Here is a 17,470-nt window from a genome sequence, read left to right as displayed (position 1 = left end):
AAAGCGGGGGGGCAGCGAGCAAGGGCCGCCCCGCAGCGAGGCTGTCGTCCCCCTCCCTCGCGAAGCGAGTAGAGAGGGGGAAGCGGCGTAGCCGCTCAGGGGGTCACCTCAAGTGCGGTGCCTGGCTGGCAAGGCTCCGCGGCCAGAAGGCCCACAGGCGCAGGTTCTGCTTGATGCGGCCGGCCAGGTCGCCGGCTTCGGGGCCCCAGCCCATGAAGTAGTCGGCGCGCACGGCGCCGACGATGGCGCTTCCCGTGTCCTGGGCAAAGACCAGGCGGTTCAGGGCCACGGTGGGCCCGGATGTGGACAGCCAGACCGGCGTGCCGTAGGGAATGCTCTGCTTGTCCACGGCGATGGAGCGGCCCGGGGTCAGGGCCACGCCCTGGGCGCCCTTGGGGCCGAATTGCAGGTCCAGGCCTTCCAGCGGCTCCTCGCGGAAGAAGACATAGCGCGGGTTGCTCCACAGCATTTCATTGACGCGGCCGGGGTTGGCGGCCACCCAGGCGCTGATGCCCGGCCAGGTGGCATCGCGCACCAGTCCCTGGTCCAGCAGCCAGCGGCCCACGCTCTTGTAGGGCTGGTCATTGGTGCCCGCAAAGGCGACGCGGATCGTGCGTTGCGCGCCTGTGGGCTCGGTGATGTTCAGGCGCCCCGATCCCTGGATGTGCAGCACCATCGCATCGACGGGGTCGCGCAGCCAGGCGATGGCGCGGCCTGCCAGGGCCGCCTGGGCCTCGGGCATCGTCTCGATCTGCTGGCGCGAGAACCAGGGCTTGCGGCTGCCGAAGCCGGCGCCGGCCGGCGTCTTGTACAGCGGCACGTTGAAGCCGTCGCCCGGCAGGCGCCGCGCCTCGAACAGGGGCTCGTAGTAGGCGGTCAGCATGCCGTCCGGGCCACCGCCCAGCGCTTCGATGCGGTAGGGCTGCAGATTGGCCATGAGCCAGGCGCGCTGCTCGTCGCCCGTGGCAATGCTCAGCTGGCGCACGTCCCGGCACAGGCCCGCGAAGACCGAGCTGGGCCGTTCGCAGTTCTTGAGCCAGGCATTCCAGGCTTCGTGCAGCGCGTCTTCCTGCAGGCCGGGCAATTCGCTCCAGTCGGCTGCGATCCAGCGGCTCTTGGTGGGGGTGCTGGTGACCAGCGGGGGCCTGGGTGTCACGGTGACCGGGCCTCCCGGCTGCAGGTCGGGCACGGGCGAAGGGTCATAGACCGGCTTGGTGGTGGTCGTGCAGGCGACCAGCGTCCCTACAATCAGCGCCATCGCGGCATGGCGCAGGAGGTGGAAATTCATGGGTTTGATTTTGCTCGAAGCACTGCTGGCCTTGGTGATTCTGGTCGCTATTGTGTGGTGGACCATGTTCTCCGGGCGCCGCAAGGGCGAGTTGCCCGTGGACACGCCACGGGATTCCCATCCGTCTCCAGACAAACCCTCTCCCGGGCAGGATCGCAGCGGCCCGTGACGGCCGTGGAGGCAGCCTCGCGGAGCGGGCGCCGTCCTACGGGTATGCCCTGCCCGCACTGATAGGCTGTGCTCAGCCTGCTTTCCACAATGGGGACCCTGGCGCTACCGCACGGTGCGTTCCCAAGATTCAAAAAGGAGTTTCCCATGCGCAAGCACATCGTTCTGGCCGCCGCAACGGCTGCCGCACTGTTCATCTCCGGCTGCGCGAACATGAGCGACACCCAGCGCCGAACGGCCACGGGCGCTGGCGTGGGCGCTGCAGCCGGCGCCGTGCTGGGCGCGGTCACCGGCGGCAGGGCCGGCACGGGCGCCGTGATCGGTGCCGGCGTGGGTGCACTGGGCACCTACATCTGGTCGCAGAACATGGAAAAGCAAAAGCGCGAGATGGAGCAGGCCACCCAGGGCACGGGCGTGAACGTGAGCCAGACGGCTGACAACCAGCTCAAGCTCGACATTCCCAGCGACATCTCGTTCGATACCAACCGTTCCGACATCAAGGGCAACTTCGCCCCCATCCTGGACCGCTTCGCCGAAGGCCTGCGCAACAACCCCAATGCCGAGGTGCGCATCATCGGCCACACGGACAGCACCGGCTCGGACGCCATCAACAACCCGCTGTCGCTGGACCGCGCCAACAGCACGCGCAACTACCTGACCATGCGCGGCGTCTCGGGCGCTCGCATCGCCACCGAAGGCCGTGGCTCGCACCAGCCCGTGGCTTCCAACGACTCGGCCAGCGGCCGTGCCATGAACCGCCGCGTTGAAATCTTCGTGGGCGAGATCCCGCAGCAACAGCAGCAGCCCCAGTATCAACAGCAGCCGCAATACCAGCCCCAGTACCAGCAGCCCCGCTGATCCCGGCTCTGGCCCGGATGCAACGCCCCGCAACGCGGGGCGTTTTTGCGTGGGCGGCCACCTGCCTTGCCCTATGCTGGCACCCATCCATCAATGGGGAGTCGTATGAGTGAAGCAAGCACAGCAGGCATGGCCGACGTGGTCAGCCCGCTCGACAAGGGCCTGGGTGCACTGTCGGCGCCCTGCACGCCGCAGGACGCCGCAGCGCAGGGCTGGAACCTGCTGCGCGAGGATCTGGGCCTGCCGGCCGCCGTGCTCTCGCAGTCGCGCCTGGCGCACAACCTTGCCTGGATGCAGCGCTTTGTGGACGCCTACGGCGCCAAGCTCGCGCCCCACGGCAAGACGACCATGGCGCCCCGCCTGTTCCGCCAGCAGATCGATGCGGGCGCCTGGGGCATCACCTTGGCGACCGCCCAGCAGACACGCGTGGCCCATGCCCACGGCGTGCGCCGCGTGCTCATGGCCAACCAGCTGATCGGACGGCGCAATATGGCCGCTGTGGCCGAGCTGCTGGCCGATCCCGGTTTCGAGTTCTTCTGCCTGGTGGACTGCGCCGAGCAGGTCGAGCAACTGGCAGCCTTCTTTGGCGCGGCGGGCCAGTCCGTGCAGGTGCTGATCGAGCTGGGCCCGCCCGGCGGGCGCACGGGTGTGCGCTCTGATGCGCAGATGCAGCCGCTGCTGGATGCGCTGGCAAGGGCTGGCGCGGCCGTGCGGCTGGCCGGCATCGAGGTCTACGAGGGCGTGCTCAAGGAAGAGGATGCCATCCGCACCCTGCTGCGGCGCGCCGTTCATTGGCTTGAGCGGCTCGCAAGCGACGGACGATTGCAGCGCAGCCCGGCCGTGCTCACGGGAGCCGGCTCGGCCTGGTACGACGTGGTGGCCCAGGAATTCGGCAAGGCCGATATAGGGGGAGCGCTGGATCTGGTGCTGCGCCCCGGCTGCTATCTCACGCATGATGCGGGCATCTACCAGGCAGCGCAGCAGCGCATCGACCAGACCAACCCCGTGGCGCAGCAGATGCGTGCCAGCCTGCTGCCTGCGCTGCAGGTCTGGGCCTATGTGCAGTCACTGCCCGAGCCCGGCCGCGCCATCGTGGCGCTGGGCAAGCGCGATACCGCCTTCGAGGCCGTGCCGCCCCGGCCCGCGCTGCGCTACCGCCCCGGTGATGCCGCGCCGGTGGCCGCACCGCCCCATTGGGAGGTCACGGCCATGATGGACCAGCATGCTTTCCTGAAGGTGGCCGAGGACGATGGCCTGCGCGTCGGCGACATGCTGGCCTTCGATATCTCCCACCCCTGCCTGACCTTCGACAAATGGCGGCAGATGGCCGTCGTCAACGATGGCTACGACGTGGTCGACGTGATCGCCACGTATTTCTGAAGACGTCAGCCGTGCGTGCGCAGCAGGTTGGCCAGTTCCACGGCCGACTTGACCTGCATCTTGTCGAAGACGCGCGCGCGGTGGACTTCGACGGTGCGCACGCTGATGTCCAGCTGGTCGGCGATGAGCTTGTTGGGAATGCCCTCCACCACCAGCCGCATCACGTCGCGCTCGCGCTCCGTCAGTTCGTTGAAGCGCGCACGCACGGCCTCGCGCGCACGGGTCTCGGCCTGGTGCTGGGCTGACAGTTCCAGCGCCTGCTCGATGCGGTCCACGAGCGCGTTGTCCGAAAAGGGCTTCTCGCAGAAATCGAAGGCGCCGCGCTTGACCGTGTCCACGGCCGTGGGCACGTCGGCATGGCCGGTCAGGAAGATCACGGGCATGCCCGCGATCTGGTTGCGCTCCAGCATGAGGTTGAACAGCGCCAGCCCGCTCATGCCGCCCATGCGCATGTCCAGCAGCAGGCAGCAGGGATTGCGTGGCGGCGGGCGCGACTGCAGCATGGCGTCGAAGGCCTCTGCGCTGTCATAGCATTCGCTGAGCAGGCGGCGCGAGCGCAGCAGCCAGGCCAGCGCTTCGCGTACATCGGTGTCGTCATCGACGATGTAGACGGTGGCGTCGGGTACAGGTTCCATGGGCCTATTGTTCCATCTATGGTTCCACCTGTGCCGGGTTGTGGGTCGGCAGCGTGAAGGCGAAGACGGTTCCGCGCGGGCTGTGCGGGCTGTGCTGCAGGTGGCCGCCATGCTGTTCGACCACGGTGCGGCACAGGCTCAGGCCCAGGCCCATGCCCTCGTTGCGCGTGGTGAAGAAGGGCGTGAACAACTGCTCCGCCACATGCTTGGGGATGCCGCTGCCGCAGTCGATGACGGCGAATTCCACCCAGCTGCGGCGCGTGCTGGCGGCCGCACGCCGCACGCGCAACTGCAGTTCGCGGTCCACGGTCTCGGGCGAGTCCATGGCCTGCATGCCGTTGCGCGCCAGGTTGAGCAGCACCTGCTCAATCATGGTCGGATCGCAGAGCACGGGCGACAGGCCGGGCTCGATATCGGTGGTCACGCGCACGCCCAGGTTGCGCGCCTGCAGGCTGACCAGCGGCAGCACGGCGTCTATGAGTTCGGCGGCACCTATGACTTCGCGTGACTGGTCGCGACGCCGCACGAAGTCGCGCACGCTCTTGATCACGCGGCCTGCACGGTCGGCCTGGAAGCTGATGCGCTCCATGGCCATGCGCAAGTCCTGCAACTGCTGGCGCAGATGGGCTTCGTTGCCGGCGCTACCCTCCGCACCGTCGTCGCTGCCCAGCATGTTCAGCGATCCCGTGGCGTAGCTGGAGATGGCCACCAGCGGCTGGGTGAGTTCATGGCTGAGCAGCGACGCCATTTCGCCCACGGTGGCCAGGCGGGCCGTGGCCTGCAGGCGCTCCTGCGAGGCGCGCGAGATCTCTTCCATGCGCTTTTGCTCGCTGATGTCGATGAAGGCGCTCATCCAGCCCGTGTGCTGGCCCTGGGCGTTGATCAGCGGCGCCTCGAAGATCAGCACCGGAATGCGTGTGCCGTCCTTGCGCATGAAGATGCTTTCGTGGCCCTCGCGCGGCGGCGGTGCGTTGCCGGACAGGCGGTTGTCGCGCCGGCGCGCGTAGATTTCGGCGCGCTCGGGCGGCCAGTAGGGCGCGATGCTCAGGCCCAGCAGCTCCTCGGCCGTGAAGCCCACCATGTTGCAGAAGGCCGGATTCACATAGCTGATGCGGCCCTGCAGGTCGCGCGCGCGCAGGCCCGTGACCAGCGAGTCCTCCATGGCCTTGCGAAAGGCCAGCGCATCGCCCAGGTCGCGCTCGGCACGCAGGCGGCGGCGGTTGTCGCGTACCAGCACGGCGACCACGGAGACCAGGGCGATGGACATCAGCGTCACCAGGGCCGTGAGAACGTTGGGGAACACGCTGGGCGCGCGGTGCCAGCTGTCCATGCGCAGCACCAGGGTGCTGCCGGGCAGGTCCAGCAGCTGCTGCGCCGTGAACATGCGCGTGCCGCGCCAGGAGGCGCCCAGCAGGGCCAGGCGCGTGCCGTCGGGCTCGGTGAAGGACACTTCCTGGGTGCGCGGCAGGTTCTTGCTGACCTGGGTGATGAGCAGGCTTTGCAGGCTGTAGGTGCCGATGACGAAGCCGATGATGTGGCCGCTTTGCGTCAGCGGCAGGCAGACCTCCATCATCTCCGTGCCCAGGCCCTCGGCCAGCAGCTGGAAGTAGCTGGGCGAGTAGGCGGGGCCGTTCAGGCGGCGCGCGTGGGTGCAGGTCAGCACGGCCTCGGGGTGGGTGTTGTTCGTGCGCAGCTGGTCTTCCCACTGCACGTTGCGATAGGGGGTCTCGGCATGGGAGCGGATCTGCAGGCCTGCGTCGCGCCACTCGATGCGCATCAGCTCGCGGCGCACCTGCAGCAGCTCGGCGGCGCGGGTCTTCCATTCGGCGGGCTCGTTGTCGGGCGCGTTCAGCGCCTGCAGGTCCTGCAGGTTGCGGTTGAGCGCGGCGCGTATGTCGGCCACGGCATTGGCCGTGTCGCGCTCCAGCTTGTCCTGGACCTGGGAGGCCTCGTAGCGCCCGGCCAGCCAGACCATGGTGACGAGCATGCTCAGGACCAGGGCGACCAGCAGGCTCCACAGCGACCAGCGGCGCCAGGCCGTGCGCCAGCGGCGCCAGGGCCAGCGGCCTTCGGGCATGGGCGACATCGGTGACATGGCCGGCATGGGCGGCATGGGCGGGTGCGGTGGATTCACAGGACGCGGTGCTCCAGGGCCGGCAGCTGGCGGCGCACATGCGCCAGGCGCTCGCGCTTGATCTCGCCCAGCACCACGCCGGCGCCCTCGGCCTGCTGTGCCAGCACCATGCCCCAGGGATCGGCCAGCAGGCTGTGGCCCCAGGTACGGCGGCCGTTTTCATGGTGGCCGCCCTGGGCGGGTGCCAGCAGGTAGGCCTGGTTTTCGATGGCGCGGGCGCGCAGCAGCACTTCCCAATGCGCCAGACCCGTGATGTGGGTGAAGGCGGCGGGCACCAGCAGCAGGTCGGCGCCCTGCTCGGCAAGGCGACGGTACAGCTCGGGAAAACGCAGGTCGTAGCACACGCTCAGACCCAGGCGCCAGGTCTCGCCCTCGCGCGAGGTGATGTCGCAGGTCACGGGCGTGTGGCCCGCCTGGACCACGGCGGCTTCCGTGTAGCGCTCGCGTCCGTTGTCGTAGTGGAACAGGTGGATCTTGTCGTAGCGCGCCACGCATTCGCCCTGGGGCGAGAACACCAGGGAGCTGTTGAGCACGTGGGCATCGTCATCGGCCACCAGGGGCAGGGTGCCGCCCACGATCCACAGCTGCAGCTCGCGTGCTGCGCGGCGCAGGAAGTCCTGGATGGGGCCTGGGCCGAAGCTCTCGCGGTAGGCCAGTTTGTCGGTGTCGCGCAGGCCCATGGCGCAGAAATACTCGGGCAGGGCCGCGAGTTCGGCCCCCTGGTCGCGCGCCTGGCGCAGCAGTGCCAGCGCCTGGTCGAGGTTGGCGCGCACATCGGGTTCCGACACCATTTGCAGGGCTGCGATTTTCATGGGTTCTCTCCTGAAGAAGCGGGCTCGGTGGCGCCGGAGGGCGTGCTGGCGGGGTTGTTGGCGGCAGGATCGGAGGGTGTCGTGGCCCGGCGTCGCGGCAGGGCCGTGACCTGGGGCTCGTCCCAGCTGCCGTCGATGCGGAATTCCTTGGTGGCCGCCGCGATCAGCGGGCCGCGCAGCAGCACCTGCGCCAGGAAGCTGCCCAGGCCGACCACGGGGTTGATGGCCGTGGCCACCAGGGAGGCCGTCATGGCATTGATCTCGGGCACCACCACCACATGCAGATTCTGCGTCTCCTGGACCAGGTCGGCCGTGCCCTCCATCAGCACGGCGGCGTTGACGCCCTTCATCTGCATGTTGTTGGTGCGCGCCACGCCGTCGGTGATCTGCACGTCGCCGCGCATGAAGTCGAAGGCGAAGCCGTTGCTGAACACATCGCGGAAGTCCAGCGTCAGCCGGCGGGGCAGCGCCTGCAGGCTGAGCACGCTCAGCAGCTTGGCCAGGCCCGGTTCGGCCTTGAGGAACTGGCCGGTCTGCACATCCAGGTGCATGGAGCCAGAGAGGCTGCGGAAGTCGGGCGTGATGGGCGAGCCCGTCCAGCCCGCCGATCCCTGCAGCACGCCCTTGCCGTTGCCCACCACGCCGGGCATATCGAAGCGCGTGAGCAGCTTGCCCACGTCGCGCAGGTCCAGCTGGAACTGCAACTGGCTGCGCCCCGGGTGCTCGGACTGGCCCTGGGGCAGGCGCCACTGGCCGCTGGCCGTCAGTGTGGCCTCGGGCGTGGCGATGTTGAAGCGTGACAACTGCCATTCGCGCGCCGCCGCATCGCCGGGAACGGGGCGGTTGCGGGCCTCCACTTCCAGGCGGCCCAGGGCGTGGCCTGACAGGTGCATGTCGTCCACCACGATCTGCAGGGCCGGCAGCTGGCGCGGCCCCTCGCTGAACAGGGCGTCCACGCGGTCGGATTTGGCCTCGGGCACCGTCAGGCGCGACAGCCGGGCCACCAGCTGCCCTTCGGGCTGGGCATCCGTGCCTTCGCGAAAGCCCACGTAGCCGTCAAGCTCCTGGGAGGCGAGGTTGCTGTGCCACGAGCCGCCATCGCGCGATATCCCCGCCACTACGTCGTGCAACTGCCGCCCCTTGGCCTGCAGCTGCTTGACGCGCAGGGTCAGCCGGTCGGGGAGGTATTCGCGCGCCGGGTCCGCGGCATCGGCGGGCTCCGGCTTGGCGCCGCTGGACTGCGGCGCCAGTGCCAGCCAGTCGTCGAGATTGAAGAGCGGCAGCTGCACGTGGGCCTGCACGCCCTGGCCCGAAGTGGAAGCCGTGCCCGCTTCCTGGCCGATGAGGATGCTGCCGTGCAGCACACGGCTGTGCTTGCCACTGATGTCGCGCTCATAGAACACCGAGCCCGTATCGCCCAGTTGCACGCTGATCTGGTCGCGCAGCGGGGCATCGGGCGAGGTGAAGCTGGCGGGTGCGAGCTGGTGGCTCACGTTCAATGGCTGGATGGACTCCGCCGCCTTGCCCAGCGGGGCGGGCAGGTTGATGCGCATGCCTTGCATGCTGGACTGGACCTGGATTTCGGGTGTACCGCGCCGCACCTTCAGCAGCAGCGAATAGGGCGACTGGCCCTCGGCATGGCGGGCCAGGTCGGCCACCCAGCCCAGTTCCCTGGCTTCGCGCAGCCCCTGTGCCGTGGCCGTGCCCTGCACGCGCACCTTGACGGACGATTCGGTGGCCGGCGCATTGCGCGCCAGCGCCTGCATGCCGCCATCGGCGCGCAGCTCACCGCCCAGCGCGCGCGCCTGAAGGCCGGCCAGCGAGAAGCCGGTTTCTGAGAACTTGACGGCCCCGCGCAGCTGGCTCAGATGGGGCGTCTGATCATCGAGCTGCAGTGAGTTGCCCGCCAGCGTGACCTGCCCGGACACCTTGCTGCGGTCCAGATGGTCGATGGGCAATTGCAGCTGCAGGGCCAGTTGCGCGGCGCCCGTGGCCTCGCTGCCGTCCAGCACGTGCCCGGTCAGTGCCGACAGGGCCGAGGTCTTGACCACGCCCAGCATGTCGGCCAGCGGGCCCTGGCCCTTGGCGGTCACGGCCACCTCGGTGTGGCCCAGGTTGGGAATGCTGGCCTGGATGTCGCGCATCTGCAGCTGCGGGTAGCCCGCGAACTCGCCGCGTGCATTGCGCACGGCCATCGACGAGCGGTCGAAGACCAGCTCGCCCGACAGATCGACCAGGGCCGGCCAGGGCGCCTCGCCATGCGTGAGCAGATGGGGCGGCACATATTCATAGTGCACGTCATGCAGCTTGGCAGCGATATGGAACTCGCCCTGGCTGGGCTTTTCTGCCGGCACGTGGTCCAGGTGGCCGCGCACCTTGAAGTTCACCGTGCTTGCGCGCCCGGCGTGGATGGCCTCTCGCACGTAGTGGCGCGCATCGGCGGGGATTTCCAGCGGCAGGTAGCGGTGCACGCGCGTGCCGTCTGCGTTGCGCAACTGGCCCTGCAGGTCCAGCACGCCCGGAAAGCGCGGGTGCTTGTCGCTGCCGTCGCCGGTGTGCCACTGCGCGCGGGCCTCGCCCTCGGTGTCATCGTTGGCAAAGCGCAGGTTGGGCACCTGCACGCTGATGGCCTGTCCGCGCAACTGCCAGCGCAGGCTGGCCTGCAGGCGGTGCAGCGGGATCTCGGGTTCCTCGAAGACGCCAGGAAAGGACAGCGCAGCCGGCTGCTGCCCCGTGCCCTCCATCTCCAGCTGAGCCTGTCCGCCGTCCTGGTCCAGCGAGAAGCGTGCGTTCAGGCCCTTGATGCCGGGCATGCCCGGCTTCGTGGGGCCTTCGGACGATGCCACGCCGTCGATCGACAGCTGCTGCAGCTCGCCGCTGGCCTTGTACTGCTGCACAGCCTGCAGCGGGCCGCGCCAGCTTGTCTGGAACTGGCGCAGTTGGCCGGCCGGGGCCATGTCGGCCAGATGGCGCTGCAGCTGCTCGGGCAGCGGCAGGCGCTGGCCCAACTGGGCAAGGATGGCCAGGTCAATGCCATCGGCCTGGAACTCGCCCTGCTCGCCCAGCGCCCCCTGCGTGCTGGCGCCCGCAGGGTTGTAGCGCGCGCGCAGGTTGCCGGCAGGCCAGTGCAGGCCGTCACCCGTGGAGAACTCCAGGTTCTGCGCGGCGAAGCGCCAGCCGTCCTGGTGCTGCACGCTCAGCCGGCCCGTCAGCGCCTGCAGTTGCAGCGGCTCCAGGTTCTCGCGCCACTGCAGTTGCAGGGCATTCACCGCCACATCGGCCATGGCACCCACGGGCTGGCCCTGGCGCAGGTCGATCCAGGCGCGCAGTGCGCCCCGGCCCTGCTGCAGGCGCAGGTCGGACGTGTCCATGTACTGCCCGAGCCGGGACAGGTCTATCTGCGTGAACATCGCATGGGCCTGTCCGCTCCAGCGCTGCCAGTTGCCCTCGTGCGTGGACAGCAGCGGCTCGCGGAACAGGCCGGCGAGCATGAAGCGCTCGCCCCAGCCTTCGGGCGGCGTGGCGTCCAGGCGCATTCCGTGGCTCCAGCCCTTGTTGCGCAGCACCAGATCCACATCGCGCAAGGCCAGCGGCGGTGCCTGGCGCAGCTCGTCCACCCACAGCAGGCTGCCGCCGCGCAGGGCCAGCTCGGTCTGGGAAAACAGCCAGTCGGCGGCGGCATTGTCCCCGCCCGATGAAGGGCTGATCTCGATGCCGGCCACGAAGACACGGCCATCGGCCGCGCGGCGGACCACGAGTTCGGGGCGGTCGATATAGATCTGCTCCACGCCCAGGCGCATCAGCGAGCGGGCCGAAACGGCCACCACCACGCTGGGCAGGCGCAGGGCGTTCGCGGAGTGTTCTGGGTCTTCGACCACCACGTCGCCCAGCTCGAACCGGGGGACCAGTCCCTCGCTGCGGGCCGTGATGCTGCCTATGCGCACGGGTAGGCCCAGCGTGCGTGAGGCCAGGGATTCCAGCTGAGGACGCCATTCGCCGATTCGCGGCACAATCCAGCCATGGAGCACCCCCCACACGGAGCCCAGGACCAGCCAGAAGGCCAGGACCAGCCCCAGTGACCACCGCGCAAGGCCGGCCATCCAACGGGTCAGGCGTGTGGGGTGCGGTTTCGGTTCGATCATCGGCGGCATCAGCTATGACGGGAATTATGACCGGCACCCTCAGGGGCCGGACGGTAACCAAGGGTTGCTGCGATCCCTCTGCGCGTGAGTGGCCGCTTCTTTCGCGTTCCGTATGCAATCCTCAGAGCACGCAATGGCAGACACGGCCTTGAATGTCCCCGCACAGGCCGCCTATTCCCGTTTCCACCAACGGCTGCATCGTCGCTATGGCGACGAGTTGAGCCTGTTGCCGCCGGGCCCGCCCGAGCGCGCCTCCATGGAGCAGGCCCTGTCGGCGCTGCTGGAGCGCGGGCTGGACCTGTCGGCCGCGCTGCGCGTGCTGCGCCAGCTGGTCATGGAACGCACCATGGTGCTCGACTGCGAGCAGCAGGCGCCGCTGGCCGTGGTCACGCGGGCCGTGACCGAGCTGGCCGAGCTGGCGCTGGAGCGCGCCTGCATCCAGGTGCGCGCCGAACTCGATGCGCGCCATGGCGCACCGCAAGGCCCCGAGGGCCGGCCCGTGCAGCTGTGGATCATCGGCATGGGCAAGCTGGGCGCGCGCGAGCTCAATGTCTCCAGCGACATCGACCTGATCTACGTCTACGAGCAGGACGGCGACACGGCCGGCCTGCCTGACGGGCGCGGCGTTCTCTCCAACCATGAGTACTTCGCACGCGTTGTCAAGGGCATCTATGGCCTGATCGGCGACACCACCGAGCACGGATTCGTGTTCCGCGTGGACCTGGCGCTGCGGCCCAACGGCAACTCGGGGCCGTCGGCTGTCTCGCTGGCCTCGCTGGAAGAGTATCTGCAGACCCATGGCCGCGAGTGGGAGCGCTTCGCCTGGCTCAAGAGCCGGGTGGTTGCGCCCATGGACAGCGTGCGCTCCACGCAGGTGCAGGCGCTGCGCGCCGTGGTCCTGCCTTTCGTCTTTCGCCGCTATCTGGATTACGCGGTCTTCGATGCGCTGCGTTCGCTGCACCGCCAGATCCGCGAGCATGCGGCGCGGCGCAGCGCAGGCCATCCCGGCCGCTCCAATGACGTCAAGCTCTCGCGCGGCGGTATCCGCGAGATCGAATTCACCGTGCAATTGCTGCAGGTGGTGCGTGGCGGCCAGTTCCCCGAGCTGCGCTGCCGCCCCACGCTGGAGGCGCTGGGGCGCCTGGCGCGCGCCGGCCTCATGAGCCAGGAAGTGGCCGATGCCCTGGGCGCGGCCTATACCTTTTTGCGCCGTGTCGAGCACCGCATCCAGTACCTGGACGACCAGCAGACCCATGTGCTGCCCACGCGCGATGACGACCTCGAATGGATTGCGCGCACCATGGGCTTTGCCGATACCTGCGCCTTCCTGCACCAGTTCGACGCCCACCGCGAAAAGGTGGCCGAGGAGTTCGACACCCTGCTCGGCGGCTCGGCTCCCCCGCAATGCAGCGCGGGCCGCTGCAACGGCGCCCGCAGCCCTGCCCAGGGAGGAACGCCGCGCGAGATCGATGGACTCATGGAGCAGCTGCCACCCGCCCTGGCCGCCCACGTGGCCGACTGGCGCGGCAACGCCCGCATCGCCAACCTGCGCGACGAGGCGCGCAGCCGGCTGTTCCGCCTTGTGCAGCGCACGGCGCAATGGGTGGCCGAGCGCAGCGTGCCTGAAGACGCCGCAGTGCGCTTTCTGAACTGGCTGGAGCCGCTGCTGCGCCGCGAAAGCTATCTGGCCCTGCTGCTGGAGCGCCCTGCCGTGCACGAGCGGCTGCTGGACCTGCTGGGCGCGGCGCGCTGGCCCGCGCGCTATCTGCAGCAGCACCCGGGCGTGATCGACGAGCTGGCCAACGACGCCATGCTGGGCGAGCGCTTCTCTCCCATGGATTTCGAGCATGAGCTGGCCCTGCGCCTGGCCGCGCTGCAGACCACGGGCGAGGACGACGACGAAACCCTGCTGAACCTGCTGCGCCGCGCCCACCATGCCGAGGTCTTCCGCACGCTGGCGCGTGATATCGAGGGCCGCATCACGGTCGAGCAGGTGGCGGACGACCTCAGTGCGCTGGCCGACTGCGTGCTGCGTGTGACGGCCAGCTGGTGCTGGAGCCGGCTCAAGAACCGCCACCGCGAGTCGCCGCAGTTCGCCATCATTGGCTACGGCAAGCTCGGCGGCAAGGAGCTGGGCTACGGCAGCGACCTGGACATCGTCTTCGTCTTCGATGACGACGACGAGCACGCCTCCGAGATCTATGCCGCCTTTGTGCGCAAGCTCATCAACTGGCTGGCCGTCAAGACGGGCGAGGGCGATCTGTTCGAGATCGACACCGCGCTGCGCCCCAACGGCAACTCCGGCCTGCTGGTGACCAGCTTTGCCTCCTATGCCAACTACCAGCAGCAGCGCGGCAGCAACACGGCATGGACCTGGGAGCACCAGGCCATGACGCGGGCGCGCTTCGTGCTGGGCAGCGACGATCTGCAGGCCCGCTTCGACGCCGTGCGCGAGGCCGTGATCACCGCGCCGCGCGACGCCGCGGCCCTGCGCGACGAGATCGTGGCCATGCGCGAACGCGTGCGCAGCGCGCATCCGGTGCGCGGCGGCCTCTTCGACGTCAAGCACAGCCCCGGCGGCATGGTCGATGTGGAGTTCGCCGTCCAGTACCTGGTTCTCTCGCAATCGGCCCTGCATCCGGGGCTGATGGCCAATCTTGGCAACATCGCGCTGCTGCAGCGTGCGGAAGAGGCGGGCCTGCTGCCTGCAGGCGTGGGCCAGCAGGCAGCCCGGGCCTACCGTGAACTGCGCCGCCTGCAGCACGTGGCGCGGCTGGACGAGCGAACGGCCCAACTGGTGCCGGGCCAGGCCGAGCCGCTCAGTGCGCCGGTCAAGGCCCTGTGGGAAGCGGTTTTCACGGGGGCCGCTCTGGTGTGAGGATGCGGGGAGGGAAGGTGGTCGGCCCTGGCCGACGCCGTCCCGTCAGCATCCATCGAACACGGCCTACAGCAGAATGACGCTCCTCGTCAAAATGTTACATTTTTCCCGCCCCCGACCCCTGGAACTTCTGCAAAAGTAGCTCATCTATTGGACAGGTTGACGAGAGAGGGTATCCAGACCGAATTTCACGTTGCGAAGCCTCTGGGGCCACAGTCCTGAACTGTTCCGCCCGAAGCGCTTCTCCTCCCTCCCTCTCTTTATTCGTTTCGGGATGCTTCGCAACTTTTTTATGCCAGCAAAAAGGCCACCCATCGGGTGGCCTTTTTTGTTGCCGCTGCAGTTGCAGTTGTCGTTGCGGGGGTGACCCGTTTTCAGGGCTGGGGCGGGCGTGTGGCCGCAAAGCTGGCGCGTTCCGCCAGCTTGGCCTGCAAGGTGGCCAGATTGGGGTGGTCGGCGCGCCAGTCCAGTTCGGGAAAGCGAAAGTCCAGCCAGCCCAGGGCACAGCCCACGCACACGTCGGCCAGGGTGAAGTGGATGCCGCAGCAATAGGGCTTGTCGCCCAGGCCCTGGGACATCACGTTCAGTGCGGCGCGCACCTTGGCCAGCTGGCGGTCTATCCAGGCCTGGCAACGCTGCTCCTCGCTGCGACCATCCCAGGTGGCTTCGAGGCGGGCCAGAGCTCCGGCGTCCAGCACGCCATCGGCCAGGGCTTCCCAGGTCTTGATCTCGGCACGCTCGCGGCCTGTGCCGGGGATCAGCTTGCCTACCGGGGAAAGTGTGTCCAGATATTCGACGATCACGCGCGAGTCGAACATGGCATCGCTGCCGTCCATGACCAGGCGTGGCACCTTGCCCAGCGGGTTGCCGGTGCCGGGAGACAGCTCGCGGCTCCAGGGGTTTTCCTCGACGAACTGATAGTCGAGCCTTTTCTCGGCCAGTACGACGCGTACCTTGCGTACGTAGGCGCTGGTGGAGGAACCTATCAGTTTCATGGCTGTTTTCCGTGGCGAAGAGGCGGCCCATGGGCGGGCAGCCGATTCTATGCGCTGCCCGGCGATCTCCCCCTACAGCCCCCGTTTTTGCCGCGCGCACCTACAATCACGGCCCATGAATCTGCCGCACATCTCCGCCCTGTCCCCGCTCGACGGCCGCTACGCCGCCAAACTGTCTCCTCTGCGCCCGATCATGAGCGAGATGGGATACATGCACCGCCGCGTGCAGGTGGAGGTGACCTGGTTCATCGCCCTGTCGGACGCCGGCTTTGCCGAGTTCAAGCCCCTGACCGAAGGCGCCCGCGTCTATCTGCAGGATCTGGTGAAGAACTTCTCCGAGGCCGATGCCGTGGCCATCAAGGACATCGAAAAGACCACCAACCACGACGTCAAGGCCGTGGAGTACTGGATCAAGGGCAAGTTCGACGGCCGTCCCGAGCTGCTCAAGGCCGCCGAATTCGTGCATTTCGCCTGCACCAGCGAAGACATCAACAACACCAGCCATGCGCTGCAACTGCGCGCCGGTCGTGACAGCGTGCTGCTGCCGGCCTTGACGGGCATCACCGCCAAGCTGCGCGAGATGGCCCACGCCTACGCGGCCGTGCCCATGCTCAGCCGCACGCACGGCCAGACCGCCAGCCCCACCACCGTGGGCAAGGAAATCGCCAACGTGCTGGTGCGTCTGGAAAAGGCCTCTGCCCGCATCGCCGAGGTCAAGCTCCTGGCCAAGATGAATGGCGCCGTCGGCAACTACAACGCCCATCTGTCGGCCTGGCCCGAGTTCGACTGGGAAGCCTTCAGCAAGAAGGTGATCGAGTCGCCCGAGCCCCAGGGCCTGGGCCTGAGCTTCCAGCCCTACTCGATCCAGATCGAGCCGCATGACTACATGGCCGAGCTGTTCGACGCCATCGCGCGCGCCAACACCATCCTCATCGACTTCTCGCGCGATGTCTGGGGCTATGTGTCCCTGGGCTACTTCAAGCAGCGCCTGAAGGCCGGCGAGATCGGCTCGTCCACCATGCCGCACAAGGTCAACCCCATCGACTTCGAGAATGCCGAAGGCAATCTGGGCTTGGCCAACGCCCTGCTCAAGCACCTGGCCGAAAAGCTGCCCATCTCGCGCTGGCAGCGCGACCTGACCGACTCCACCGTGCTGCGCAACATCGGCGTGGCTATGGGCTATGCCACGCTGGCTTACAGCTCGCTGATGACGGGCCTGAACAAGCTCGAACTCAACGAAGAGCGCCTGCAGGAAGACCTGGACCACGCCTGGGAAGTCCTGGCCGAGCCCATCCAGACCGTCATGCGCCGCTACGGCGTGCAGGGCGCCTACGAAAAGCTCAAGGAAGTCACGCGCGGCAAGACCGTGCAGGCCGAAGACCTGCACCGCCTGATCAACGGCCTGGAAATCCCCCAGGCCGACAAGGACCGCCTGCTGGCCATGACGCCTGCCTCCTATGTGGGCAAGGCGGCCGAGCTGGCCCGCCGCGTCTAATCCATCCTTTGCCGCGCCATGAAGGGCGCGCTTCAACCATTCAGGGCTGCCGATGCAAGCACAGACTTGCTGCGGCAGCTCTTGTTTTTGATAGGTTCTGTCTCATGGCCCTCAAATCCACCATCTTCAAGGCGAACCTGTCCATCGCCGACATCGACCACGGCTACTACGCCGACCATGCGCTGACCCTGGCGCGCCATCCCAGCGAGACGGACGAACGCATGATGGTGCGCCTGGTGGCCCTGGCCCTCAATGCACACCAGCTCAATGACATGTGCAAGGGCGACGGCACGCTGGCGTTTGGCGCAGGCCTGTCCGATCCCGAAGACCCCGATGTCTCGCTGACCGACTTCACGGGCGCCAAGCGCCTGTGGATCGAGGTCGGCCAGCCCGAGGAAAAGCCCATCGCCAAGGCCTGCAACAAATCCGATGCGGTGGTGCTCTACGCCTTCCACCATGCGGCCGAGGTCTGGTGGAAGGGCCTGGAGGGCAAGCTGGCGCGGCTGAACAAGCTGCAGGTCTGGCGCATTCCCTCCGAAACATCCCAATCCCTGGCGGAGCTGGCCGAGCGCAGCATGCAGCTGCAGGCCACCATCCAGGAAGGCGCGCTGACGCTCAGCAGCAACCTGGGCACGGTCTTCATCGAGCCGCTGCGCTGGAAGTAAACGGGCTCCCGCTCAAGGTC

12 protein-coding genes are annotated in these 17,470 nt (G+C 68.0%); 6 read left to right on the top strand and 6 right to left on the bottom strand.

The genetic code is table 11. The annotated features are described in order from the left end of the window. Positions 1-103: 103 nt before the first annotated feature. Positions 104-1,288 (bottom strand): murein transglycosylase A, encoded by a 1,185-nt coding sequence (gene mltA / locus ACUTR7_RS07615; protein WP_034389752.1) that lies wholly within the window; start codon positions 1,286-1,288, stop codon positions 104-106. On the opposite strand from mltA, the gene ACUTR7_RS07610 reads away from it, so the two are divergent. From ACUTR7_RS07610 to ACUTR7_RS07600, 3 genes are all read left to right on the top strand, one after another. Further along, positions 1,287-1,457 (top strand): hypothetical protein, encoded by a 171-nt coding sequence (locus ACUTR7_RS07610; RefSeq protein ID WP_016449371.1) that lies wholly within the window; start codon positions 1,287-1,289, stop codon positions 1,455-1,457. The two genes, mltA and ACUTR7_RS07610, sit on opposite strands and share 2 nt — an antisense overlap. Before the next feature lie 146 nt (positions 1,458-1,603). Continuing rightward, entirely contained in the window at positions 1,604-2,314 is a 711-nt protein-coding gene (locus ACUTR7_RS07605; RefSeq protein WP_017404061.1) for an OmpA family protein, read from the top strand. A 105-nt stretch (positions 2,315-2,419) separates the two neighbouring features. Then, on the top strand, positions 2,420-3,694 hold the full coding sequence (locus tag ACUTR7_RS07600; protein ID WP_445608496.1) for an amino acid deaminase: 1,275 nt from the start codon (positions 2,420-2,422) through the stop codon (positions 3,692-3,694). Between the two features lie 5 nt (positions 3,695-3,699). Here ACUTR7_RS07600 and ACUTR7_RS07595 read toward each other — a convergent pair whose 3' ends face one another. From ACUTR7_RS07595 to ACUTR7_RS07580, 4 genes are read right to left on the bottom strand one after another with little or no spacing between them, the layout of a single operon-like run. Next, positions 3,700-4,329: a response regulator transcription factor gene (locus ACUTR7_RS07595; RefSeq protein WP_012202778.1), complete on the bottom strand. Its 630-nt coding sequence runs from the start codon at positions 4,327-4,329 to the stop codon at positions 3,700-3,702. 16 nt (positions 4,330-4,345) lie between these two features. Next, a complete protein-coding gene (locus ACUTR7_RS07590) occupies positions 4,346-6,433 on the bottom strand; it encodes a PAS domain S-box protein (protein WP_088165787.1) in 2,088 nt (695 codons plus the stop codon). A 26-nt stretch (positions 6,434-6,459) separates the two neighbouring features. Continuing rightward, a complete protein-coding gene (locus ACUTR7_RS07585; protein ID WP_445608495.1) occupies positions 6,460-7,275 on the bottom strand; it encodes a carbon-nitrogen hydrolase family protein in 816 nt (271 codons plus the stop codon). Then, positions 7,272-11,417 carry a YhdP family protein gene (locus ACUTR7_RS07580; protein WP_445608494.1) on the bottom strand — a complete coding sequence of 1,382 codons (4,146 nt, stop codon included), beginning with the start codon at positions 11,415-11,417 and terminating at the stop codon, positions 7,272-7,274. The genes ACUTR7_RS07585 and ACUTR7_RS07580 overlap by 4 nt, the downstream gene beginning before the upstream one ends. Positions 11,418-11,550: 133 nt before the next feature. Here ACUTR7_RS07580 and glnE point away from each other — a divergent pair, with 133 nt between their 5' ends. Beyond that, positions 11,551-14,295, top strand: a complete 2,745-nt coding sequence (gene glnE, locus ACUTR7_RS07575; protein WP_034389764.1) for a bifunctional [glutamate--ammonia ligase]-adenylyl-L-tyrosine phosphorylase/[glutamate--ammonia-ligase] adenylyltransferase — start codon at positions 11,551-11,553, stop codon at positions 14,293-14,295. Between the two features lie 374 nt (positions 14,296-14,669). Here glnE and ACUTR7_RS07570 read toward each other — a convergent pair whose 3' ends face one another. Then, positions 14,670-15,290, bottom strand: a complete 621-nt coding sequence (locus ACUTR7_RS07570) for a glutathione S-transferase family protein (protein ID WP_013804599.1) — start codon at positions 15,288-15,290, stop codon at positions 14,670-14,672. Between the two features lie 115 nt (positions 15,291-15,405). On the opposite strand from ACUTR7_RS07570, the gene purB reads away from it, so the two are divergent. Together purB and ACUTR7_RS07560 are read left to right on the top strand one after the other, a co-directional pair. Next, complete coding sequence (purB, locus tag ACUTR7_RS07565) at positions 15,406-16,785, top strand: adenylosuccinate lyase (RefSeq protein WP_034389767.1); 1,380 nt, start codon at positions 15,406-15,408, stop codon at positions 16,783-16,785. A 104-nt stretch (positions 16,786-16,889) separates the two neighbouring features. Beyond that, entirely contained in the window at positions 16,890-17,450 is a 561-nt protein-coding gene (locus ACUTR7_RS07560) for a YaeQ family protein (RefSeq protein ID WP_012202786.1), read from the top strand. Positions 17,451-17,470: the final 20 nt, after the last annotated feature.

The organism is Delftia sp. NA_296.1 (genome assembly GCF_052692095.1).
The sequence above is the reverse complement of the archived record's forward strand: the minus strand, read 5'-3'. Positions and strand labels throughout refer to the sequence as shown.